Source organism: Pseudomonas sp. NPDC087804 (genome assembly GCF_044742965.1).
Lineage (GTDB): Bacteria > Pseudomonadota > Gammaproteobacteria > Pseudomonadales > Pseudomonadaceae > Aquipseudomonas > Aquipseudomonas rustica.
The window spans coordinates 325,926-348,944 of the sequence record NZ_JBIUVN010000001.1 but is presented as its reverse complement, the minus strand read 5'-3'; the positions used below and the strand labels follow the sequence as shown (position 1 = coordinate 348,944).

19 protein-coding genes are annotated in these 23,019 nt (G+C 60.3%); 7 read left to right on the top strand and 12 right to left on the bottom strand.

All coding sequences use genetic code 11. The annotated features are described in order from the left end of the window. Window positions 1-12: 12 nt before the first annotated feature. Both ACIOMO_RS01660 and ACIOMO_RS01655 read right to left on the bottom strand, forming a co-directional pair. Complete coding sequence (locus tag ACIOMO_RS01660) at window positions 13-1,113, bottom strand: polyamine ABC transporter substrate-binding protein (protein WP_212546009.1); 1,101 nt, start codon at window positions 1,111-1,113, stop codon at window positions 13-15. 70 nt (window positions 1,114-1,183) lie between these two features. Next, entirely contained in the window at window positions 1,184-1,996 is an 813-nt protein-coding gene (locus ACIOMO_RS01655; protein ID WP_401237683.1) for a carbon-nitrogen hydrolase family protein, read from the bottom strand. Between the two features lie 219 nt (window positions 1,997-2,215). Here ACIOMO_RS01655 and ACIOMO_RS01650 point away from each other — a divergent pair, with 219 nt between their 5' ends. Next, window positions 2,216-2,719 (top strand): thiol-disulfide oxidoreductase DCC family protein, encoded by a 504-nt coding sequence (locus ACIOMO_RS01650; protein ID WP_401237681.1) that lies wholly within the window; start codon window positions 2,216-2,218, stop codon window positions 2,717-2,719. Window positions 2,720-2,791: 72 nt separating this feature from the next. Then, window positions 2,792-3,235 carry a PaaI family thioesterase gene (locus tag ACIOMO_RS01645; protein WP_053119755.1) on the top strand — a complete coding sequence of 148 codons (444 nt, stop codon included), beginning with the start codon at window positions 2,792-2,794 and terminating at the stop codon, window positions 3,233-3,235. 887 nt (window positions 3,236-4,122) lie between these two features. On the opposite strand, the gene ACIOMO_RS01640 is transcribed toward ACIOMO_RS01645, so the two are convergent. Further along, window positions 4,123-8,016 (bottom strand): autotransporter outer membrane beta-barrel domain-containing protein, encoded by a 3,894-nt coding sequence (locus tag ACIOMO_RS01640; RefSeq protein ID WP_401237680.1) that lies wholly within the window; start codon window positions 8,014-8,016, stop codon window positions 4,123-4,125. Window positions 8,017-8,278: 262 nt separating this feature from the next. Between ACIOMO_RS01640 and ACIOMO_RS01635 the strand changes: the two genes are divergently transcribed. Both ACIOMO_RS01635 and ACIOMO_RS01630 read left to right on the top strand, forming a co-directional pair. Next, window positions 8,279-9,862: an EAL domain-containing protein gene (locus ACIOMO_RS01635; protein ID WP_401237679.1), complete on the top strand. Its 1,584-nt coding sequence runs from the start codon at window positions 8,279-8,281 to the stop codon at window positions 9,860-9,862. Window positions 9,863-9,936: 74 nt separating this feature from the next. Then, window positions 9,937-10,152 (top strand): PLD nuclease N-terminal domain-containing protein, encoded by a 216-nt coding sequence (locus ACIOMO_RS01630; protein WP_053119696.1) that lies wholly within the window; start codon window positions 9,937-9,939, stop codon window positions 10,150-10,152. A gap of 42 nt (window positions 10,153-10,194) precedes the next feature. On the opposite strand, the gene ACIOMO_RS01625 is transcribed toward ACIOMO_RS01630, so the two are convergent. The 3 genes from ACIOMO_RS01625 to ACIOMO_RS01615 form a co-directional block, all read right to left on the bottom strand. Then, entirely contained in the window at window positions 10,195-10,344 is a 150-nt protein-coding gene (locus tag ACIOMO_RS01625; RefSeq protein ID WP_172680105.1) for a hypothetical protein, read from the bottom strand. Between the two features lie 217 nt (window positions 10,345-10,561). Beyond that, window positions 10,562-11,257, bottom strand: coding sequence for a tRNA (adenine(22)-N(1))-methyltransferase (locus ACIOMO_RS01620; protein WP_401237678.1), 696 nt, complete (start codon window positions 11,255-11,257; stop codon window positions 10,562-10,564). A 277-nt stretch (window positions 11,258-11,534) separates the two neighbouring features. Continuing rightward, window positions 11,535-12,017: an Lrp/AsnC family transcriptional regulator gene (locus ACIOMO_RS01615; RefSeq protein ID WP_212546016.1), complete on the bottom strand. Its 483-nt coding sequence runs from the start codon at window positions 12,015-12,017 to the stop codon at window positions 11,535-11,537. Between the two features lie 132 nt (window positions 12,018-12,149). Between ACIOMO_RS01615 and ACIOMO_RS01610 the strand changes: the two genes are divergently transcribed. The 3 genes from ACIOMO_RS01610 to ACIOMO_RS01600 all read left to right on the top strand — a co-directional run bounded on the left by ACIOMO_RS01610 (window position 12,150) and on the right by ACIOMO_RS01600 (window position 14,542). Beyond that, window positions 12,150-13,598 carry an L-lactate permease gene (locus tag ACIOMO_RS01610; RefSeq protein ID WP_401237676.1) on the top strand — a complete coding sequence of 483 codons (1,449 nt, stop codon included), beginning with the start codon at window positions 12,150-12,152 and terminating at the stop codon, window positions 13,596-13,598. A 51-nt stretch (window positions 13,599-13,649) separates the two neighbouring features. After that, window positions 13,650-14,072: a bleomycin resistance protein gene (locus ACIOMO_RS01605; RefSeq protein WP_401237675.1), complete on the top strand. Its 423-nt coding sequence runs from the start codon at window positions 13,650-13,652 to the stop codon at window positions 14,070-14,072. A 182-nt stretch (window positions 14,073-14,254) separates the two neighbouring features. Beyond that, window positions 14,255-14,542, top strand: coding sequence for a barstar family protein (locus ACIOMO_RS01600; RefSeq protein ID WP_401237673.1), 288 nt, complete (start codon window positions 14,255-14,257; stop codon window positions 14,540-14,542). Window positions 14,543-14,578: 36 nt separating this feature from the next. Here the strand turns inward: ACIOMO_RS01600 and ACIOMO_RS01595 are convergent, their stop codons facing one another. The 6 genes from ACIOMO_RS01595 to ACIOMO_RS01570 form a co-directional block, all read right to left on the bottom strand. Further along, window positions 14,579-17,713 (bottom strand): efflux RND transporter permease subunit, encoded by a 3,135-nt coding sequence (locus tag ACIOMO_RS01595; RefSeq protein ID WP_401237672.1) that lies wholly within the window; start codon window positions 17,711-17,713, stop codon window positions 14,579-14,581. Next, entirely contained in the window at window positions 17,710-18,957 is a 1,248-nt protein-coding gene (locus tag ACIOMO_RS01590; RefSeq protein ID WP_401237671.1) for an efflux RND transporter periplasmic adaptor subunit, read from the bottom strand. The genes ACIOMO_RS01595 and ACIOMO_RS01590 overlap by 4 nt, the downstream gene beginning before the upstream one ends. After that, the gene (locus ACIOMO_RS01585; RefSeq protein WP_401237669.1) at window positions 18,954-20,210 is read right to left on the bottom strand and encodes a TolC family protein; all 1,257 of its coding nucleotides are present in this window, start codon (window positions 20,208-20,210) and stop codon (window positions 18,954-18,956) included. The genes ACIOMO_RS01590 and ACIOMO_RS01585 overlap by 4 nt, the downstream gene beginning before the upstream one ends. A 98-nt stretch (window positions 20,211-20,308) precedes the next feature. Then, a complete protein-coding gene (locus ACIOMO_RS01580) occupies window positions 20,309-20,650 on the bottom strand; it encodes a hypothetical protein (protein ID WP_401237667.1) in 342 nt (113 codons plus the stop codon). Between the two features lie 130 nt (window positions 20,651-20,780). Continuing rightward, entirely contained in the window at window positions 20,781-22,325 is a 1,545-nt protein-coding gene (locus tag ACIOMO_RS01575) for an arylsulfatase (protein ID WP_401237665.1), read from the bottom strand. 213 nt (window positions 22,326-22,538) lie between these two features. Continuing rightward, a complete protein-coding gene (locus tag ACIOMO_RS01570) occupies window positions 22,539-23,006 on the bottom strand; it encodes an anti-virulence regulator CigR family protein (RefSeq protein WP_401237663.1) in 468 nt (155 codons plus the stop codon). Window positions 23,007-23,019: the final 13 nt, after the last annotated feature.

Sequence of the window (23,019 nt, the reverse complement as noted above, 5' to 3'; positions counted from 1 at the left end):
AGATGACGAGCCTTAAGTGCCGCTTTTAACTTTGCTCCACACCCGCGTACGCACCCGTTCGATCTTCAGCGGCAATGGCTGTGAAGGAAACAGCGTCGCCAGTGTCGCGGCCGGCGGATAGATGTCCGGATTGTTCCGCAGGTTCTCATTGACGAAGGCCAGCGCCGTTTTGTTGCCATTCGGATAGCTCAGGTAGTTCGTGCTTTTCGCAATGACCTCGGGGCGCAGCATGTAATTGATGAATTGCATGCCCTGCTCCGGGTGCGGCGCATCCTTCAGCAACACCAGGTTTTCAATCCACACCGACGAGCCTTCGCGCGGAATGCGATAGGCCAGTTGTCGGCCATTCTTCGCCCGCTCGGCGCTGGTTTTCGCGTCGTACACGCCGCCCGACCAGGCGACCACCGCGCAGATGTTGCCGTTGGCCAGATCGGTGATGAAGCGTGACGAGTCGAAATAGGTGATGTAAGGGCGGATTTTCAGCAGCAGCGCTTCGGCTTTTTCGTAGTCGGCGGGGTTGGTGCTGTCCGGCGGCAGGCCGAGGTAGTGCAAGGTGATCGGGATGATCTCGCTCGGCGAGTCGAGCATCGCCACGCCGCACTGGCTGAGCTTCTTGATGTTTTCTTCCTTGAAGATCAGATCCCAGGAATCCGCTGGTGTCTCGTCACCGAAGATTTTCTTCACCTGATCGACGTCATAACCAATCCCCGTGGTGCCCCACAGATACGGGATCGAGTAGCGGTTGCCGGGATCGTTTTGCGCGACCTTGGCGAGAATGTCCGGATCGAGGTTCGAGCGATTGCTCAACTGGCTGTTGTCGAGCTCCTTCAAGACGCCGGCCTTGATCAGGTTGGGCAACGCGCTGTTGGTCACCACAGCCACGTCGTAGCCGCTGCGGCCGACCATCAACTTGCTTTGCATGACATCGGCGCTGTCGAAGGTGTCGAGCAGCATCGGTGTGCCGGTTTCTTTCTCGAAGTCTTTTGGCGCTTCCGGCGCGATGAAGTCGTACCAGTTGTAGAAGTTCACCGTGGGGCCCTGCGCCGAACTGACGGCCGCCACCAAGCCGCAAACGGTGAACACGCCAAGGTGCAGCAAACGCTTGAGTTTCATAGGAGCTCCTGGGGAATCGGCCATCGCTTGGCCGTTCGCCGCGACATTGTTGTTATGGATAGCGCAAGGTTCAGGGGATCAGCAGCTCGCGGCGACCGTCCGGGTGTTCGGTGATGTCAGCGGCGAGTTTCAAACGTTTCTCGGCGCGATAGTCGTAGAGCGCGCGGGCCGGGGCGATGCGCGTCATGTCCAGTTCGATGACATGCCGGCATTCCTCCGCGCCGGCTTCGAAAAGGCGCTGGCCGAAGGGATCGACGACGGTGCTGCCGCCGGCAAACACTTCGCCAACGCCATCGCCGACGCGATTGACCATGGCGGCGAACAGCTGATTTTCCTGAGCTCGGGCGGCCACGGCGGTGTGGTGAACGTGGCCGTAGGGCTGCATGTTGCCGTCGGTGATCAGGATCAGTTCGGCGCCGAGCGCGGCCAGTGCGCAGGCGCTTTCCGGGAATTCGATGTCGTAGCAAATCAACAAACCGATGCGCACGCCGCGCCATTGCACGGTGGCGAAGCGGTCGCCGGGTAACACCAATTCAGGCTCGCCAACCCATAGATGGGTTTTGCGATAACTCAGGGCAATGCCTTCTGGGGTGATGAACAGTGTGGTGTTGTAGAGGCGCTCGCCGTCGCGTTCGATCAGGCCAACCACCACCGCGATATCGCGTTCGCGGGCGGCGGTGCAAATCGTCTGCACGTTTGGCCCGCTGAGGTTTTCAGCGAGTCGGGCAATGTTGTCATGGCCGAGAAAACCGGTGAGGTACGCCTCGGGAAACACCACGATGTCGGTGCCCGGCTGGCAGTCGGCGATCGTTTGCAAAATGCGTTGCAGATTGTGCGCGACATCGCCATCGCGTCCTGCCAGCTGTACGAGTTCTAGTTTCATTGTCAGACCTTTCGGAATATAGCGTCCTGGCCAGGAAGCAAGGCTTTGTCAAAGGTGCGACCAGTATGCGGATCGTGGCGAAACTTCCTATCACGCTGAGGGAGTACCCCCAAAGGGTTAGATGCCGATCCAAGTAGGAGCTGCCGAAGGCTGCGATCTTTTGATTCACCCAACACCCGGCTATGATCCGACGTGCCCCTCTGCCAAGAATCAGCCCCTATGCCTGCCACAGAAACCCGCCCTACCCCCGCGCCCTTGCTGCAACCCGGTGAAACCGTGGTGCTGTTCGATGGCGTGTGCAAACTGTGCAACGGCTGGGCGCGTTTCTTGATTCGTCATGATCAGCAACGCCGCGTGCGGCTGGCGGCGGTGCAATCGCCCGAGGGTCAGGCGCTGCTGGCATGGGCGGGGTTGCCGATTGATCAGTTCGACACCATGGCGGTGATTCGTGACCGGCATTATTGGGAACGTTCGGAGGCTTTTTTCGAAGTCATCAGCCAGTTGCCCGGGCGCTGGCAACCGCTAAGACTGCTGCGCATCTTCCCGCGCGTGTTGCGCGATTGGGCCTACGACCGCATCGCGCGCAATCGCTATCGACTGTTCGGCAAGTACGACACCTGCCTGTTGCCCAGTGCCGATCACGAACGGCGTTTCCTCAAAGCCTTCAACGCAGGCGTAACCCACCGCATCGCGTTATCGGAGGATATTCAAAAGCCTTATTAACCCGCACGAACCTTGGTTTCTGCCGGCGAACCGCTATACCCAGTGACTCATGTCACGACAAGGATCAATACCATGGAAGATTTCACCGCCAGCAACCCCGATTACGACAAGCACGTGCCCGCCGCTGTGCTCAGCATGCCGGCGGCGAAACTGCTGGGTTTTCACTTCAACTACCTCAAACCCGGTCACTGCGAAATCGAGCAGCCGACGCGCAAAGAACTCACTCAGCACAATGGTTTTTTTCAGGGCGGGATCATTGGTGCGCTGGCGGACTTTGCCGGCGGTTCGGCGGCGGGCACATTGCTGCCGCCGGGCTGGATCAACATGACCACGGATTTCACGGTCAAGTTGATCGCCCCGGCCGACGGCGAAAAACTGCTCGCCCGAGGGCGGGTGATCAATGCGTCGAACAACACCACCGTGGCGGCGGCTGATCTGTTTGCGGTCAAGGATGGCAAGGAAACGCTTTGCGCCACGGCGCTGGTGACCATGCGCAACCTGCCGTACAAGGGCTGATCACAGCACCCGCGCCGCCAGATCCGGTCTAGGCTCGGCATCTCTGTGGCAGGTCTACCGCGTTCGCGAGCGAGCTCAGCTCTACAGTTTTGTGGTGTAGCCGGATTTTGTGAACGACGCAGCACCCTGTGGGAGCCGGGCTTGCCCGCGATGACGGCGGCAGGCTCGACACCTCCGTGGCAGGTACACCGCTTTCGCGAGCAGGCTCGGCTCCTACAGTTTTGTGGTGTAGGCGGATTTTGTGTACGACGCAGCCCCCTGTGGGAGCCGGGCTTGCCCGCGAAGACGGAGGCAGACTCGACACCTCCGTGGCAGACACACCGCTTTCGCGAGCAAGCTCGGCTCCTACAGTTATGTGGTGTAGGCGGATTTTGTGTACGACGCAGCACCTTGTGGGAGCCGGTTTGCCCGCGATAACGGCGGCAGGCTCGACACCTCCGTGGCAGACACACCGCTTTCGCGAGCAAGCTCAGCTCCTACAGTTATGTGGTGTAGGCGGATTTTGTGTACGACGCAGCCCCCTGTGGGAGCCGGGCTTGCCCGCGAAGACGGAGGCAGGTACGGCATCTCTGTGGCAGGTACACCGCTTTCGCGAGCAAGCTCGGCTCCTACAGTTTTGTGAAGCAGCCCGACTTTGTGTACGACGCAGGATCCTGTGGGAGCCGGGCTTGCCCGCGATAACGGCGGCAGGCTCGACACCTCCGTGGCAGACACACCGCTTTCGCGAGCAAGCTCGGCTCCTACAGTTATGTGATGTAGGCGGATTTTGTGTACGACGCAGCCCCCTGTGGGAGCCGGGCTTGCCCGCGAAGGCGATAGCACATTCAGCATCATTGTTGCAGGACGACCGCTTTCGCGAGCAAGCCCGCTCCCACAGTGGGTGTACGCTAAAAATTAATCTTGAACCCTAGCATCGCGTCATACCCATGACTGTCGCCATCAAACCCTTGGCGATACCCCGCCGAAGCGGTAAACGTCGTACGCCGATTCGCCTGATAGTCCACCCCGACATTCACTTCGCCCCACGTGCCCTGAATATCCGACTCGAACGGGATGTAACCCGTCTCCGAAGAAAACTCGGTCTTCGGCTGCCCTTTGAATTCGTGCCACACACTCGGTCGAATCCACGCATTGGTGCGTCGTACGCTTTTGTCGACGCCCTCGGTGTCCCAATCCTTGGCGATGCGCACACCCGCGCGGCCAATCAATGAGTCGACGTCGCGGAAGCGGATTTTTGCGCCGGCGTCGTCGCTGCTATCGAGGTCGACGTAGCTGTAGATCGCCTGCAATTGCGGTTCGATGTACCAGTTTTTGTCGAACTCATACGGGTAGCCGTTCTCCAGCGAAGCGGTGTAGCCCCAGCCACGGGTTTTCAGTTTCGGCAAATTGCTCGGTTTGGCTTCGACGTCGAAGCGATTGACCTGGAACACGCCATCCAGATACCAGCCCGACGGGCCGAAGTGCGTCCAGTAGGCGCCCAAACCATAAGCACGCAAGGTGTCTTCCCCGGCGTTGCGACGGGTGTAATGGCTGACGCCCGCGTCGATGGTGCCCGCCGACAGCGAGATACCGGCCTGCTCATGACTGCCGTCAGTTCTGACCTTGCGATAGAGGTCAGTACCGACCTGAAACGCTGTCAGGTCATAGTTATATTCCGGTGTGTTGCCCAGGGCGTTTTTGCGATCGCCATCCTGCTTGCCGCTGCGATAAATCACCCGGCCCCAGCCCATGGACGGTGTCGTCGTCGATTCATCTTCCTTGGGCAGTGGATCGCCGGCGTTCAGGCGTTCTTCGCCCACGCGCTCGTGCAGGGTGTCGACCATCGTCCGGCCGTAAACCAGCGCCAATGCGGGTACCGCACCGTACAGAGAAACTTCCGGGCGATAGTTGGGCACCGGGGCAGGTGAAGGTGCAGGTGTTGGATCGGGGTCTGGCGTCGGGTCGGGATCGGGCGTTGGATCCGGATCTGGAGGCGTCGGAGGCGCAGGCGGCTCTGGCGGCCCATCCGGCACGGGCGCGTCGGAACGCAGGAACCAACTGTTGCGCGCACTGCCATCATCGCCGCCCTGCTGCAGGCGATACTCATACGGCCCGGCGACCACGCGGCTCGCCAGGCGAAACGCATTGGCATCACCGGCCCCGGCGCTGTTGTTGAGCGCCTCGACCACCGCGATACCGTTGCCCTGCGTCACCGCGCCCTGCCCGCCGACATTGCGCACCGCAAGCCCCGTGGCGCCGCCGCTACCGGTCGCGATCGAGTCGACCACCAACATGTCAGAACGACTGTCGGCACCTCCCGCATTCAGCGTGGTATTGAGCAGCAAGCGACCGCCATTGGAGACGAACACCCCGCCACCGTTAGTGCCCGGCGTGGATGCGCCGCTGATCAGCAGCACATTACCGACGGTGTTGCCGCCGCCAGGAAGATCGAGGGTGCCGCTGTTGGTGAAGCGATTAACGCCGAGCAACTGCCCCTGCACCGCACCGCTCGCGGTCGGCGTGTTGAACGTCTGCCCAAACGGCAGATACGCACCACTGCTACTGAAATTAACGATGCCGTTTGCCGGTTGCTCTGCCAGACGGATCACGCCGCTGTTGTCGATACTGCTGGCACCCGAAGTACCGAGGTTGCTGGTCGCCACACCCCACGTGTCCCGCGTGCCGCTGCCGGTTGAATCGGTAAAATTGCGCAGCGTCCAGGTGCCGCTGTTGGCCACCGTGCTCGCCGCACTCACTGCGTTCACCGAGCCGGTCATCTGCCCAATGTTGTCGAGGGTAAATGTCGTGCCGGGCGTGGTCGCATCGCCACGCACCGCGACATCGCTGAGCGCACCGATGACCCCGGTGTTGTTCAGCGATTGCGTCGCACCACCCAAGGCGATACCGCTGCTGTCGGCCCAGCCCCCCTGAATCGTTGCGCTGTTGCTGACGTTGGCAACGCCGCCCTCGGTCAACGCGGCGATGCCCGATGAATTCGTCCCTCGCGAGGTGATCGCTCCGCTGTTCGTGACCGAAACATTCGCTGCACCCGAGGCTTCAGCCAGAATCCCCTGACTGTTGCTGGCGCCCTGCGTTTGAATCGAGCCGGTGTTAATGATGGTTTGCGTACCGTCGCCGGACAAGGTGCGAATGCCACGCTGCTGATCACCGCGAGCGATCAGTTGCCCGCTATTGCTGATATTCACCGTGCCCGCGCCCGTGCCGCCGTTGAACGCGCTACCGGCCAGAATCGCCGCGCCAGCCCCGTTGACGTCAATCAGCGTGCCGGTGAACACCGCGCTGACATTTCCGCCCAGCGTCAGCGCCTGCAATCCAAAGGAGCCAATGCCACTGCCGTCACCCGTCCCCGCGTCGGAGTGCGTGATGATCGTGCCGCTGGCGCTGATGTCGACCGTGCCCGTTGGCGCTTGCGTGGAAGCGTAAATGCCGTTGGCATTGCTGTTGAAGGTTTCGATGCGATCGCCAGAATAGTTGACCCGGACGTTGCCTCCCGTGGAATCCACCCGAATGCCGCCCGCGCCAAAACCACTGGCGGTGATGTTGCCGGAGTAATCGATCAGCACATTATTCTGTTCGGCGCTGACGATGATGCCGTAAGCGCGATTGGTGCTCTGCGCGCCGAGCACGGTGAGATCGCCACTGCCCGTGACGGTGACATCGCCGGTACCGCGCTTGATGATATAGATCGCCCGCGCACCGACATTACTGGCGATGTTGCCGACGTTGATCGGCGCATTGTTCTCGATGCTGATCGAACCCAGCCCACCAGTATTGTCGTTGGCGTAAATCCCGTGGCCACCGCCGCCAGTGGTAGTGATGGCGCCGTTGTTGACGACATTGATACTGCCAACGGTCGAAATCGCACGAATGCCGAAGCCGTTGAGGCCGTCGGTATTGATCGTGCCACTGTTGCTCAGAAGCGTGTTGCCAGCGCCGCCTTCAGTGAAGATGCCGAAGGCGTTCATGCCCAGTCCCTGAACACTGGCCGCATTCACCACGGTGGTGTTGCCATTGATCGCGCGCGTATGCACCCCGGCGTGATTGCCGACGCCAGCGGTCGGCAAGGTGTCGTCGATGATCGGCAGACCGGCCGACAGCGCATCGTCGTTGTTCACCAGAATGTTCACCCCGGCACCGACGTTGACGTTGTTGTCGCCGCTGCCCGTGGCCTTCGTCCAGATTCCGTTACCGCCCAGCAGGGTGATCTGCCCATTGCCCTGGTGGCTGACATTGATCGCCCCGCCGCCGCTGCCGTTGACGTCGATGCCGTCATGCTCGTTGCCTACGACCGTGTTGAGGATGTTCAGGGTAGTGCCGGACGTCACCGTGACCGTCGAAGAACCCGCGCCGGCATTGGTGATCGCCAGCGCATCGAGGCCGCTGCCGCCGATGTTGACGGTGTTGGTGTCGCCATCGACGGTCAGCGTCGCGTTGCCGGTCGTGCCGATGACATTGGAAAACACTGCGTTGGCGGCGGTCGGTGGTGTGCTGTCAACGGTCGTGCCGCTGAGGCTGAGCGCCGAGTTGCTGTTGTTGCCACGAACGAGCACCGAGGCGCCGGCCGTGGTGGTGATGCTCGTGCCCGCTTGCGTGCTGATCGTGGCGTCGATACCGGCAGCCGGCGTGCAGGTTTGCGAGACGTTATAGGCGCCAGCAGCCAGCGGCCCACAGGCGGCGTAAGCATCGGTTAGGGTCAGGGCATTGGCCATGGCAATTAGCAAGGCACTGCGAAGAAAGTGCGGGGCATGCCCGCTGAATGGACGCACACAAGCGCTTTGCATGAAAACCTCCCTGTTCAACCTGCGCGGCTACTGGCTGGCCGCCGTTGGCGCCAAATGAGTATTGCGAGATGACTCAGAAATAGACCTTAGTAGTTATTTCCAAAGAATGAGCAAAACCGCGCCCCCTCCTATCGGCTTAATCCATTCATCACGCTTTTTGATCCACAGCAATATTTGCCCGCCAGCGCCGCCGTAATCTGTCCTTGCTGGAAGACAGCCGTGCTGTGCGCACGTCACAGGCCTTGGGCCAAGGTGGCGACAAATGAATAAAAAACGCATCGTCTGGGGGAGCATTCTCCTGGGGTTTCCGTGTGTCTTGCTTCCCGTATTGTTGATGGGTTATCTGGCCTGGGTACTCAATCTGCACGCCGCGCAACAACGTCTGGAAACCCTCGCGGCCGTCGCCTCCAGTCGGGCCAGCGGCACGTTCAACGAAGCCGCCAGCGCCCTCAAAACTATCGCCGGCTCGAGCCTGGCGCCCTGCACACCCGAGAGCATCGACGAGATGCGCCTGCTGACCATCAACACCTTTTCAGTGAAGTCAGTCGGTTATGTCGAGCAAGAGATTTACGCCTGCGGTTCCTGGGGCCCGGTCGGACACCACGCAACGCCATGGCCGGAAGACTTCACCACCACCGACGGCGTGCGCGTGTCGCTCGGTGTGCAGTCGCGCATCGTCCCGGCCAAGCCGATGATGGCGCTGCAATACGCGGCGTTCAATGTGCTGGTCGACCCCGCGCAATTTCTTCATGTGATGCTCGAAGAGGATATGCACCTGACGGTCGGCACCGCAGCGGGCCAGTTGGTCAGCGCCTCGCGACCGGGAGCGGAGCATTTTCTCAGCCGCGTGCACTCAGGTTCGCATTCGGCTCTGGACGGAGGTTACCTCTACACCCTCGTGCACAGCGGTGACTGGGTGGCGATTGCCGCGATCTCCCGGCATGAGTTGATGCAAGGACTGGTTCGCCGGGAAATGCTGCTGTTGCCCATCGGCGGTTTGCTCGCCGGCCTGTTGGTGTTGCTGATCGTGCGCCGCACACGCCAACGCCTGTCGCCGCTGGCCGAGCTGAAACTGGCGGTGCGTAATCGCGAATTCGTCGTTCACTATCAACCGATTGTCAGCCTCAGCGATGGCGCCTGTGTCGGTGCCGAAGCCCTGGTGCGCTGGCAGCATCCCGACGGCTCGATGGTCTGCCCCGACGCGTTCATTCCGCTGGCCGAACGCAGTGGCCTGATTCTGCCAATCACCGATCAAGTCATCGATTCGGTGATGCGCGACATCGGCCCCTTGCTGGTCAAGGAGCGCGGCCTGCACGTGGCGATCAACCTCGCAGCCAGGGACGTCAGCAGCGGGCGCTTCCTGCCCGGCCTGGAGGCTGCGCTGCACAAGGCTGGTGTGCAGCAGAATCAGATCTGGCTGGAAGCCACCGAACGCGGTTTCCTCGACATCGACGCCGCCCGCGCCACGGTCAATCACGCCCGCGAGCTGGGTTATCTGGCCGCGATCGACGACTTCGGCACAGGCTTCTCCAGCCTGCAACACCTGCAACGGCTGCCGCTGGACGTGCTGAAAATCGACAAATCGTTCGTCGACAACATTGAACAGGATGCAGCGACTGGATCGGTCACCGGCCACATCATTGAGATGGCCAAGAGTCTGCAATTGAAGATCGTCGCCGAAGGCATCGAAACCGAGGCACAACGGGATTACTTGCGCGCCAATGGTGTGCACTTCGGTCAGGGCTGGCTGTTTGGCAAAGCGATGCCGGTCGAGGATTTTTTGCGCTTTCAACACGCGCGGGCAAACGTGGTCAGCGACCACGCTGCGCTGGAGTCGACCGTGTGATCAGGCATTCCTCAAAATAAATGAACCCAACGCACCTAAGGCCACCTAACGCATAGACCATCAGGAGGTAGCCAATGCATATCGAAACCGTGTGGATCGTACTGGCGGCAGTTCTTCTGCTTATCGAGCTTTGGGCCATCAATCGGGTGCGCAAAAGCGAGGGGAAATCGAGTACCAAGGGCGTGTGGATCGTGCTGATCGTGTTTGTGCCGTTGTTCGGTTTGATTGCCTGGGCGTTGGCGGGGCCCAAGCACATCACCCATGGCGCGACCTCTAATTCCAGCCGCTAAACCGATAGAGGGTGAGGGAGATTGCTCCCTCACCCATCGGATTCATTTACTGTCTTCAGGCTTGTCCTGCTGTATTTGCAGTGACGCTTTGCTCTTGTCGCCTTCCTTATTGGGAGCATCGTTGGAACCCTCGTAACAACCTTGCAGCAGCATCACGCTGCAGATCCCCAGACACGCGCAGATTTTCTTCATGATCGTCTCCTGAACAATGAATTTGCCATCGCCGCGAATGTGCGCGCGATGCGTTGCCTCTGTGGGTGGACGCTACAATCACCCATCAGTTCGAACTTTTTTCGCTGCGTACAGGGACGTTGAAATGGGTAATGAAGCATGCAAACGCATTGTGGTGATCGGCGAGGGCCGCGTATCGGATGCATTTGAGGCGTGCCGTCCCGATCGGTTTTGCCGCTCACGCTAACAGTTCAGCGATCCAGCGCACCTGCCGAGCGGTGTCCTGCACTTTTGCCTCGGGCACTGCATCGCGCGCATGGGCGAACTGCGCCAAGGTTTTCTGCTTGTACTTCAACTTGCGCTGCCACTTACTCAGAAACGCCGCGCTGCGGGCGCGCATTTGCAAGGGACCGAAATACAGTTCTTCGTCGGTGTAAGCCACTGGTCCAGCACGTTCGGCGACGATGATTTCGTAGTAGAAACGGTTTTCGTGCAGCAGCTCTTCACAGCGGATGGTGTAGCCGTTGTCCATCAACCACTGACGCAGCGGCTGCTCGCCGCCGTTGGGTTGCAGGATCAAACGCTCTTCACCGCTGAGATGGGTTTTACCGCTGTCGAGGATGTCGCGAATCGTCTCGCCGCCCATGCCGCAAATCGTCAGCGCAGTGATCGCGTCGCCCGGTTTGATCGCCGCCAGACCGTTGGCATGGCGCACGGTGATGTGTTGCTCAAGATCGTTTTCGCGCACGGTGCGTTCAGCGGCGCGAAAAGGCCTCAACGCGACCTCGCCCGCTACCGCCGAGGTGATCGCGCCACGGCGCATCAACGCCACCGGCAAATAGCCGTGATCAGAGCCGATATCGGCCAGGCGTGCGCCCGCCGGCACGTGCGTAGCCACGCGTTCCAGGCGTTGGGACAAGGTGTTGTGGTTCAACAAAAGACTCCTTCGAGCGACGGCTTTTGGCGGTGTGCGACCCTTCGCGAAGGTGTGGCGGCCAGTCAAACGGCGGAGTTTGCCCAACGGCTGCGGACATCTCAAGCGAATCGTCTGGCGGTTGCGCCGCAGGTGCCGGTGGTTCGGCTTTGTCGGAAGCGGCGGATTTCGCGGTGGCCCGACTGTCCCCTTCGCGAGCAGGCTCACTCCTACAGGGGAACGCATTTCAAACTGTAGGAGTGAGCCTGCTCGCGATAGCTTTTTCAGCCGCGCCGCATCAACCCGCCGGCACCTCAAGCCCGACCTTCACCCGATCCAGCGCCACAATGGTTTTGAACCACGTTACGTTGGTGTTCTCGGCAAACAATCGCCGCGCCAGCGCCTGATATTCCTGCATGCTGGCGACTGTCAGTACAAGCACGAAATCCACCTCGCCGGTGACGTAATAGCACTGCTGAACCTCGGGCACCCGGAAGTGCGCTTTCATTGCCTCCAGCGCCTCAATGCTGGTGCGCTCTGCCATCACCTCGACAATGATGGTGATCGGTCGACCCACGGCATTCGGGTCGACAACCGCGACATTGCCGGTGATCACGCCCGCCTCTTCCATCCGCTTGATGCGGCGCTGAACCGCCGCCGTGGACAGATTGACCTGCTCGGCCATCAGGCGCAGCGGCATGGCGTTGTCGCGCTGCACCAGTTCGAGGATGGCGCGGTCGAATTTATCCAGTGATTGAGGTGCAGCGGCGCTTTTGACCATGTCAGGCTCGCGAGAAAATTTCTCGAAAACTAGCAGAAAACTGCGCACCTTTATCCAGTCGTGCGAAATATTATCTTGCTCGCAGTCGGCATTCGCCGACTGATCGAGAACTTTCACAGGGTAATGTTGGCCATGGACGCACTGTTTCATCTCTCCCCTGTTTTGCTGGTGACCGCCATGTTGGTCGTGCTACGCCGGCCTCCGGTTCAGGCCGCTGTCGCTGGCACGCTGCTGGTGATGGTGCTCTGGATTGCAGGCGCAGCTGATGCCTGGCAATCGAGCAGCCTGCTGGGCGCCGCTCAAGACACCGCCGTGTTGTTCGCCAGCACTGCATTCGTGCTTGTGCCGGGGCTGGCGTTTGTGATGGTGATCGAGCGGCTGGGCGTCAATTTAGCCGTCAGCCAATGGGTGCGTTCGCTGGGACTGGGGCGCGGCGATCAAGTGGTGTTTATCGTGCTCGGGCTGGCGCCGTTGCTGGAGGCGATGACCGGTTTCGGTGTGTCGCTGATTGCGACGGTGCCGCTGCTGTTAAGTCTATTCGAACGCCGGGTTGCCTTGCGCATTGCGCTTACCGGGATGGCGATCATGCCGTGGGGCACATTGGGCCTGGCCTCGGTGATTGGCGCTTCGCTGGCGCATCTGGATGCCGCCATGCTGGCGCAGACGTCGGCGCTGACCAGTGCGCTGGTTTTCCTCGGATTGGCAGCGTTGGCGTTGTATCTGGCGGGTGCGCGGCAATGGCAGGAATGGCGGGCGCTGGGCGCGTTTTGGTTGATCTTCATCAGCGTGTTGTATTGCACCAGTCGCTGGCTGGGGCCGGAAGTCGCCGGTGTTGCCGCAGGTCTGGTGACGGCGACCGCTGCACTGTCCGCCGGCCTATGGCGACGGTCTCGCAACACGAGCGAACGCGATGAGCTGCATTGGCCACGTCAGACCTGGCCGTATCTGTTGTTGATCCTCAGCATCGTCGCGCTGAAAGTGTTGTGGGCAATCACTGATTGGCAAAATCACTGGGTGGTGCAAGGTGCTCAGGTCAGCTGGAAACCACTGGCGTCACCCGGTGTGGCACTGATTCTGGTGTTGATCGGGTTAAGCTTTCACAGGCGAGAAAGCGTTACCGACAGCGGCATGCTGAGCGGATTGGCTGCCCGAGCCAAACGGCCGTTGCTGACGATTTTCTTCTTTCTGGCGATGTCGCAGATGATGGTCAAGGCCGGTTTTCTCGCAGGCCTGATGCAATTGCTCTCAGGTCTATCGCCCAGCGCCGCGACCTCGCTGGTTGCACTGCTGGGTGCGCTGTCAGGCTACATGACCGGGTCGAACGTCGGCGGCAACGCGATCTTTATGCCCGCCATCGCGATGCTGCCCGAGTCTTCGCGTCTGTTGTTGGCAGCGGTGCAAAACAGCGCGGCCGGGCATGCGGCACTGGGCTCGCTGTCCATCGTCATGTTGATTCTGGGGTTAGCGAAAACACAGGCCAAAGAAGAGAGTGAATTGGTCAGGTTTGGCTTTGCGCTGGTGTGTTTGAATACGGCACTGGTCGCTTTGGCTGCCGGGGTGTTGAGTGTGTGGATTGGATAGCGATTCGAGATAGACTCGCGACGAAATATTCAATGAAACGGAATTCACCTCATGTTCAAACGCAACACGCTCGTCCCGGAATTGATGGTCACCGACCTTCCGGACAGCCTGAATTTCTGGGTGTCCTGCCTGGGGTTCACCATTGCCTACCAACGCCCGGAAGACGGCTTTGCGTATCTGGATCTCAACGGCGCCCAAGTCATGCTGGAGCAAGTCGATCCGCAGGCGGGTCAGTGGCTGACCGCGCCGTTGGAAAAGCCGTTTGGCAGAGGTATCAACTTGCAGATTGATGTTGTCGCCGTCGCCCCTGTCATCGAGAAACTGGGTCATGCCGGATTTGCCCTGTACCGCGAGTGCAACGACACGTGGTACCGGGCGGCGGATGTGGAGGTGGGTCAGCGCGAGTTTATTGTTCAGGATCCGGACGGGTATCTGGTGAGGCTGGTGGAGCGGATGGGTGAGCGGGCGGTTTGAACGCAGGTACCTCAATCAACGCTGATCCCTTGTCGGAGCCGAGCTTGCTCGCGAAGGTGGCGTAACTATCGATAGAAATGTTGAATGTGCCGGCCTCTTCGCGAGCAAGCTCGGCTCCCACAGGATAGGTGATCAACAATGCTGTCCCGTTCACTTCCGCGATCCGAGTTCAGGTGCTGATGATGCCTAGAGTACAGACTGTAACCATTGATTTGAGTGAAGTGACGAGTTCTGCCGAACTTCACGCGTTGCTGCGCGAAAGCCTGAGTTTCCCTGATTGGTACGGCTGTAACTGGGATGCTTTCTGGGACGCGATTACCGGGCTGGTTGAAATGCCTGTCAATTTGCGGATCTCAGGCTGGCAGAGGTTTTCCAGCCGTTTGCCCAGGGATGCGCGGCTGATGCAAAAATGCCTCGCAGACATGACGACTGAATACCCCGAAGCGGCGCCGGTTGTAATATTCGGCTGAACATTGCGTCGTTCAGCCGAACCTCCTGCCCGTATTTTATCCGCCGCGAACAACGCTACGCCGACGCATCAAACGATACGCCGCCGGTATCACCAACAGCGACAGCAAAGGCGCTGTGACCATGCCGCCGACCATCGGCGCGGCGATGCGGCTCATGACTTCGCTGCCCGCGCCGCTGCCTAACAGGATCGGCAACAGCCCCGCGATGATCACGGCCACGGTCATAGCTTTGGGGCGAACCCGTTGCACCGCGCCTTCGCGAATCGCTGCCAGCAAGCCTTGCTCCGTGCGTTCGCCGAGCGCTTCCCGTTCGGCCAAGGCGTTTTTCAGGTAGAGCAACATGATCACGCCGAATTCAGCAGAAACCCCGGCCAGCGCGATAAATCCAACACCGGTCGCGACCGACAGATTGAACCCCAGCAGATAGAGAAACCATGCCCCGCCCGTCAGCGCAATCGGCAACGTGGCCATGATCAACACAGCCTCATCCCAACGTTTGAAGGTCAGATAGAGCAGCACAAAGATGATCAGCAATGTGGCCGGCACCACCAATTTCAACCGGGCGTTGGCCCGTTCGAGAAACTCGAATTGCCCCGAATAACTCAAGCTCATACCCGGTTGCAGCGTGACCTGGGCATTGACCGCTGTGCGCAGATCGGCGACTACCGACGCAATATCACGGCCCCGCACGTCGATGTAGACCCAGCCTGACGGTCGGGCGTCTTCGCTTTTGAGCATCGGCGGGCCGTCGGTGATGCGAATGCTCGCCACAGTGCCGAGGGTGATCTGGCTGCCGGAGGCGGTGTAGATCGGCAACTGCGCCAAGGCTTGCGGCGAGTCGCGCCACTCACGCGGATAACGCACGTTGATTGGAAAGCGCGCCAGCCCTTCGATGGTTTCTCCAACGTTCTCGCCACCGATGGCACCGCTGACGACCGCCTGCACATCGGCGATGCTCATGCCGTAACGGGCCGCTGCCTGCCGGTCGATATCGACGTCGATGTAGCGGCCACCGGTCAGGCGTTCGGCCAGCGCCGAGCTGACGCCGGGCACCTGTTTCGCCACTTGCTCGACCGCTTGGGTGACAGCATCGATTTGCCCCAGATCAGTTCCGGCGACCTTCACCCCGACCGGACTTTTGATGCCGGTGGCGAGCATGTCGATACGGTTGCGAATCGGCGGTATCCAGATGTTGGTCAGCCCCGGCACCCGCACCACTCGATCCAGTTCTTCCACCAGTTTTTCCGGGGTCATGCCCGGTCGCCACTGATCGTGCGGCTTGAACTGAATAGTGGTTTCGAACATTTCCAGCGGTGCCGGATCCGTTGCTGTTTCAGCGCGCCCCGCCTTACCGGAGACGTGCTCGACTTCCGGCACGGTCTTGATCAGCCGGTCAGTCAGTTGCAGCAGTTGCGCGGCTTTTTGCACCGACAAACCCGGCAACGCCGAGGGCATATACAGCAGATCGCCCTCGTCCAGCGGCGGCAGGAATTCACCACCCAAACGCGACAGCGGCCATAGCGCACTGAGAAACACCAAAGCCGCCACCAGCAAGGTGATTTTCGGCCGGCGCAACACCACATTCAGCGCCGGCTGATAAATGCGGATCAGCCAACGGTTCAATGGATTCTGGTGTTCGCAGGGAATCCGTCCGCGAATCCAATAGCCCATCAGCACCGGCACCAGCGTCACCGACAAGCCGGCAGCCGATGCCATTGCCCAGGTTTTAGTGAAAGCCAACGGGCCAAACAAGCGCCCTTCCTGCGCCTGCAACGTGAACACCGGTATGAACGACAAGGTGATGATCAACAGACAAAAGAACAGCGCCGGCCCCACCTCCGTCGCCGCCTCCGTCATGACTTGCCAATGCCGCTCGCCCTTCAACTCTTCGCCGGGATGAGCCGCGTGCCACGCCTCGATCTTCTTGTGCGCGTTCTCGATCATCACCACCGCCGCATCAACCATCGCGCCAATGGCAATGGCGATGCCGCCCAGTGACATGATGTTGGCGTTGATCCCTTGGTAACGCATGACGATAAAAGCCATCAGCACACCCACCGGTAACGAAATGATCGCCACCAGCGACGAGCGCAGGTGCCAAAGGAAAATCCCGCAGACCAACGCCACGACGATGAACTCTTCGATCAGTTTATGGCTGAGATTTTCCACGGCATGGTCGATCAGCTTGCTGCGGTCATAGGTGGTAACGATCTCGACGCCGGGCGGCAGGCTGCGTTTCAGGTCATCGAGTTTGCTTTTGACGGCGGCGATGGTCGCGCGCGCATTTTTGCCGCTGCGCAGAATCACCACGCCGCCAACGGTCTCACCTTCGCCATCCAGTTCAGTGATGCCCCGGCGCATTTCCGGGCCCAGCTGAATCGTCGCGACATCGCCGAGGGTTACCGGCACGCCACCCGAACCAAGCTTGAGCGGGATAGCCCGAAAGTCATCAAGGCTCTTCAAGTAACCCGAAGCGCGGACAATGAATTCGGTCTCGGCCATTTCCAGCACCGCACCGCCCGCCTCCTGATTGGCCTTGCCGATGGCCTCGCTGACTTGCGCTTGAGTGATGCCCAGACTGGCCATTTTCAGCGGGTCGAGTTGCACTTGATATTGCTTGACCATGCCGCCCACCGTGGCCACTTCGGCAACGTTGGGCAGGGTCTTCAGTTCAAACTTGAGGAACCAGTCCTGCAATGCGCGCAGTTGCGCCAGATCGTGCCCGCCGGTGCGATCCACCAACGCATATTGATAGATCCAGCCTACGCCCGTGGCATCCGGGCCTAGCGCCGGTTTCGCGCTGGCCGGCAAGCGGCTCTGGATCTGGCTGAGATATTCCAACACCCGCGAACGCGCCCAATACAAGTCGGTGCCATCCTCGAACAGCACGTACACATAGCTGTCGCCGAAGAACGAATAACCGCGCACGGTCTTCGCGCCCGGCACCGACAACATGGTGGTGGCCAGCGGATAGGTGACCTGATTTTCAACAATCTGCGGCGCCTGCCCGGCGTACGGCGTGCGGATGATCACCTGTACATCGGAGAGATCTGGCAGCGCATCGATCGGTGTGTTTTGCACCGACCACATGCCCCACGCCGTCACGAACAAAGTCGCCAGCAACACCAGCAATCGGTTGGCCACCGACCAGCGAATCAGCGCGGCAATCATGGCTGTCCCTCCATCTTGCCCATGCCGTCGCCAGCGACAATGCCTTTGAGGCTGGCCTCGGAATCCAGCAGGAACTGGCCCGATGTCACGACCTTCTGGCCCTCTTCAAGTCCTTCGATGATCTCGGTTTTGCCGGCACTTTCCTGACCGGTTTGCACTTCGACTGGACGGTAACGGCCGGCGTCTTCAGCCAACATCACCAGACTGCGGCGTCCGGTGCGAATCACCGCTTCGCTCGGCACTGACAACACGCTGTCTGCCGAACGTTGATTCAACGTGACGTGCGCAGTCAGACCGGGGCGCAAGCGCAGATCCGGGTTGGGCAGTTCGACCCGAACGCGCACCGTGCGACTGTCCGCGTTGGTTTCCGGCAAAATCGCGCTCACCTTGCCTCGGAAAGACGTACCCGGGAAGGCTGGCAATCGGGCAACAACCGCTTGCCCTACAGCGATCGACGCGGCTTGCGCTTCGGGCACCGCCGTGGCCAGCCACACGCTGCTCAAACCATTGACTCGCGCCAGGGTTTCGCCCGCCGCGACGCTCATTCCGAGGCGAACATTGAGTTCCTGCAACACCCCGCCGATCGGGCTAGTCAGTGTCAGATACGGCTGTACCTTGCCGCCGCGCTCGACTTGCGCAATCAGCGCGGACGGCATGCCGGCGAGCCGCAGACGTTGACGAGCCGCGTCCAGCAAGCCCTTATCGCCAATGCGCTTGAGCGCCAGAAACTCGGTCTGCGCCGCCGCCCATTCCGGCACCAGAATGTCCGCTAACGGCGCATTGGCCTTGAGCACATCGCCGGGCGCAAGCGCATAAACCCGCTCGACGAAACCCGGCGTGCGCGCTTGAGTCACTGCGACATCGCGCTCATTGAAGGCAACGATGGCGCTGACATCGAGGCTGGTTTGAAAGACGCTACGGCTGACTGTCGCTACACGCATCCCGAGGTTTTGCATCACGGCGGAATCAACGCTGATTGTCGCTCGATCATCGGAACCACTGGCGTACTGCGGCACCAGCTGCATGTCCATGAATGGCGATTTACCCGGCTTATCGAACTTTTGCTGCGGGTACATCGGGTCGTACCAGTACAGTGCCTTGCGCTCGGCAGGCGAATTCATACTCGGGGCAGTAGACATTTCAGGTGCCACACTCATGCGCGTACCCGCCACCCAATAACCACCAGCACCACCCACCAGCAACGCGATGCCTGCGATCCATGCCCCGTTTCGGTTAAGGCTCATTGCGCAGACTCCCCATAAGCAAAATACAGCCGCGCATTGGTCAGCGCGCGCTGCTCTTCGACATCAACCTGTTTCAGGCGCGCTTCAATCAGCTCACGCCGCGCCGCCACTACTGCATTCAGATCGCCTTTGCCGGCGCGATAACTCGCCATGCTCAATTCGACTTTTTCTTCGGCCAGCGGCAACAGACTCTTCTGGCTGCGTAACACCGCACGATTCAAGCGTTCGAAGTCAGCCAATTGGCTTTCCAGTTGCTCGGTGTGCTCGCGCGACATGGCGTCGCGCTCGGCCTCAAGCTGACTCAGCTCGGCTTGCCGCGCGGCAATCACCGGGTTCTGCCGGGTTTCGGGGAACAGCGGCAAATCCCACGACAGCTGCACGCTGACCATGTCGCCGAACTGGCGATCACGGTGCTGATAATCCAGCTCCCAACTCCAGTCGGATTTCTTCTGCGCCTGAGCCTCGCGCACGCGTGCTTCGGCTTCGCGGGTCATTGGCACAAACGCCGCGAGGTCGGGGTGATGTTGAAGTTTGTGCGCGACACCCGAGGTACCCACCGGCCATTCCGGCAAGCGCCCCGTGGGTTTGTCGTTGGCCGCAGGGCCGATCCAGCGTTTCAGTGCTGCACGCGTTTGCGCACGTTGGCGCTGCAGATCGTCCTGCTGCTCGGCCAGTTGCGCGGCTTCCTGTTTCGGTGTCACCGCGTCTGCCGGCTGCGCGCGGCCGCCGGCAATTTGTGCGTTGACCGTATCGGCGAGCAGGCGGTTTTCTTTGTAGAAATCCTGGAACAGCGCGTCCTTGCGCTCGACGGCATAACGGCTGATCCACGCCAGCGCGGTGGATTGGCGCACGTTCAAGCGTTCAATGCGACGCTCGGCGGCCGCACGATCAACCGCCGCGCTGGCCACTTCGATGCGCGCCTGACGCTTGTCGGCATTGGGCATTTCCTGGCGGACGCCGAGCATTTGCATGGTCATGAAGTCATCGTCGAGGCTGCCGCGATTCGGACCGCTGATGGGGTAGTTCTGCACGCCCAACAGCAACTTGGGATCAGGCAATTCGCCGGCGGGAATGGCGGCACTGCTGGCCGCGTGGATTTTTGCGTCTTGCGCGATCAACGACGGCGCGGTGTTTTCGGCCAACCGTAAGGCCTCGTCGAGCGTCAATGCGCTGGCGAGACCCGGCCACGCCAGCACGCTCGCCGCCAGGCCGGTCGCAAGCGACCGCCCTGCGCCAAAGCACTTGGAGTTCATGGTGAAGATTCCTGTGATGAGCTGCTGCCCGCGCGAAAAACACGCGCGCAGCCATGTCATCCCGTTAAATCGGGATGCGCTTCAAGGTGCGACAGGAATCAAACGCGTGGCGGACGCCACACCCCGGACGGGGTCGAGACAGGTACGGAATCGCCGGCAGCGCGTTGCACGACGGGGCTGAACAGGGTGACGGCAGGCTTGATGATTGACACTTGCAGCATGCCGCCGGTCTTGCATTCTTGACCCGACTTGCACGGTTTTCCGTGTTCGACGGGGCTTTTCATGTCGTTGCAGCAGTCCATCCCCATGCCGTCCATCATCGTCATGCCCATCGACTGCATCGGGCAAGGCTCGGTCGACGTCTGCACGCCCGCCATCCCGCTGAGGGGAAGCGTCAGGCTGATCACAAGGAGGAGGAAAAACCGCAGATAGCGTTTCATGGGGTGGAGTGTAGCCGTCGAATAATGGGCTGACTATCAATGAGGCGAGATATCAACCCAACTGCATTAAGCCAACATTACTGAGAGACGCACCAACCGGTGCGCCCCTTCTGACATCGGCCTTACCCGATCACTGCACCTTGTATTGCATGAACTTCTCGACCATCTGATCGACCGTAAATGTCGCCGGGCGCTGACGTGGCGGGAATTGCTGGAAGGTGGCAAGGAACTGCTGAACCCGCGCCATGGCAGGCAGCCCGACTACGCCCACCTTCTTGTCCCACCACTGGTTGTAGTTGTTGGAATCAGTATCCGCGCGCTCGAACGGATCGCGCCGCAGGTTGAACACTTTAGGGATACGCAGCTCGACAAACGGGTCGCGCCAGACATCAAATTTATGCGCGCGCTGCTCAGCGAATACCAGTTTCCAGTCGCCGTCACGCACGCCAAGCAATTTGCCGTCGTCGCTGAAATAGTAGAAATCGGTGCGCGGGCCTTTGGCTTCTTTGCCTTCCAGATACGGCAGGAAGTTGTAGCCATCCAGGTGCACTTTGAAATCCTTGGTGCCGGCCTTGTAGCCCTTGAGCAATTGCTCTTTGACATCCGTCACGCCGGCAGCGGCGAGCAGGGTCGGCATCCAGTCCTGGTGCGACATGATCTGGTTGGAAATGGTGTCGGGCTTGATGTGGTTTGGCCAACGGACGATCGCCGGGACACGGAAACCACCCTCCCAGTTGGTGTTTTTCTCGCCACGGAACGGCGTGATGCCCGCGTCCGGCCACTGGTTGAAGTGCACGCCGTTGTCGGTGGAATAGATGACGATGGTGTTGTCGGCGACGCCCAGTTCATCGAGTTTTTTCAACAACTGACCGACCTGGTCGTCGTGTTCGAGCATGCCGTCGTTGTAGTCACCCTGCCCCGACTTGCCCGCCACTTTGTCGCTGATGTGGGTGTAGTAATGCATGCGCGTGGAATTGAACCAGACGAAGAACGGCTTATCCGCTTTGACAGCTTTGTCCATGAAGTTGGTGGACGCGGCGAGGAATTCCTCGTCGATGGTTTCCATGCGTTTTTTGGTCAGCGCACCAAGGTCTTCGATCTTGCCGTCGGCGCTGCTGCGGATCACGCCACGGGGGCGGAACAGCTTGTCCATGGCCGGGTTCTTGGTCCAGTCCGGGTCTTCCGGGCCTTCTTCGGCATTGAGGTGATAAAGGTTGCCGAAGAACTCGTCGAAACCATGGTGGGTCGGCAGGTATTCATCGCGATCGCCCAAGTGGTTTTTGCCAAACTGGCCGGTGGCATAGCCCAGCGGTTTGAGCAGTTCGGCGATGGTCGGGTCTTCGGGTTTGAGCCCGGTAAGGGCGCCGGGAATGCCGACTTTGGTCAGGCCGGTGCGCACCGGATGCTGGCCGGTGATGAATGCCGCGCGTCCAGCGGTGCAGCTCTGTTCGCCGTAATAGTCGGTGAACATCACGCCTTCTTTGGCCAGGCTGTCGATGTTGGGCGTCTGGTAACCCATGATGCCGTTGCTGTAGCGGCTGATGTTGGTGATGCCGATGTCATCGCCAAAAATCACCAGGATGTTCGGCTTATCGGCCGCCAGTGCCGAAGACATACCCGCCGCCAGCAAGGCGAACGCGCCGCACCAGCGCTTGAGCCGGTCGCTCGTGTTCATCATCGTTTGATCCTTTCTTGTAGTTGTCGGGTGAAGCGCAGTGGCCGTAGGCTGCCTTGTGGCGCACTCACCGACTTGACAGATCACGCCAGTGTTTTGTCATTTGACGCCAATCACCCATTGGAGGTGATTAAGCAAGAAAGGTAGTTGCGTCATGCGGGGATCGAACAGAATGGGCGACAGATTATGGCGACCTGTCACCCTTGGTGGGTGTTAATCAAAAGCCCCGTTGAGGACTTCGTAGATGAGACCCGTCGCCAGCGCGACAAGGATCAGATCCGTGCCCGCCTGCTGCCATTCATAGCCGTCGTAATGCGGCAGATGGCCGACGAGTCGTCCATCCAGTTTCTTCGCAATCCCCGGTGGCAGGGGCTTGCCGCGTGCGAGGTTTTTCTGGATCCCGGGTGGCAACGACGGTTCCGGGCTCCAGTAATCGCGATAGCCACCGACAATGCCGAGCACGTTGCCGCGGTCGATGCTTGGGCCATTGCCCCAGTCGCCACCGGACTTCTTGCCCTTGTTGCCGTGCCCGTCCTGTCCACCCTGGTTCTGCACGTTTTGCGAGTTGCCTTTACCGTTGCCCTGGCCCTTTCCGTTACCGGGATCGGCCAGCGCGGCGGTAGAACCGACAATCAGCGCGACGCATGAAAACGCTGCAATCGTTGAGCGTAATCTGAACATGAGAGGTTCCTTC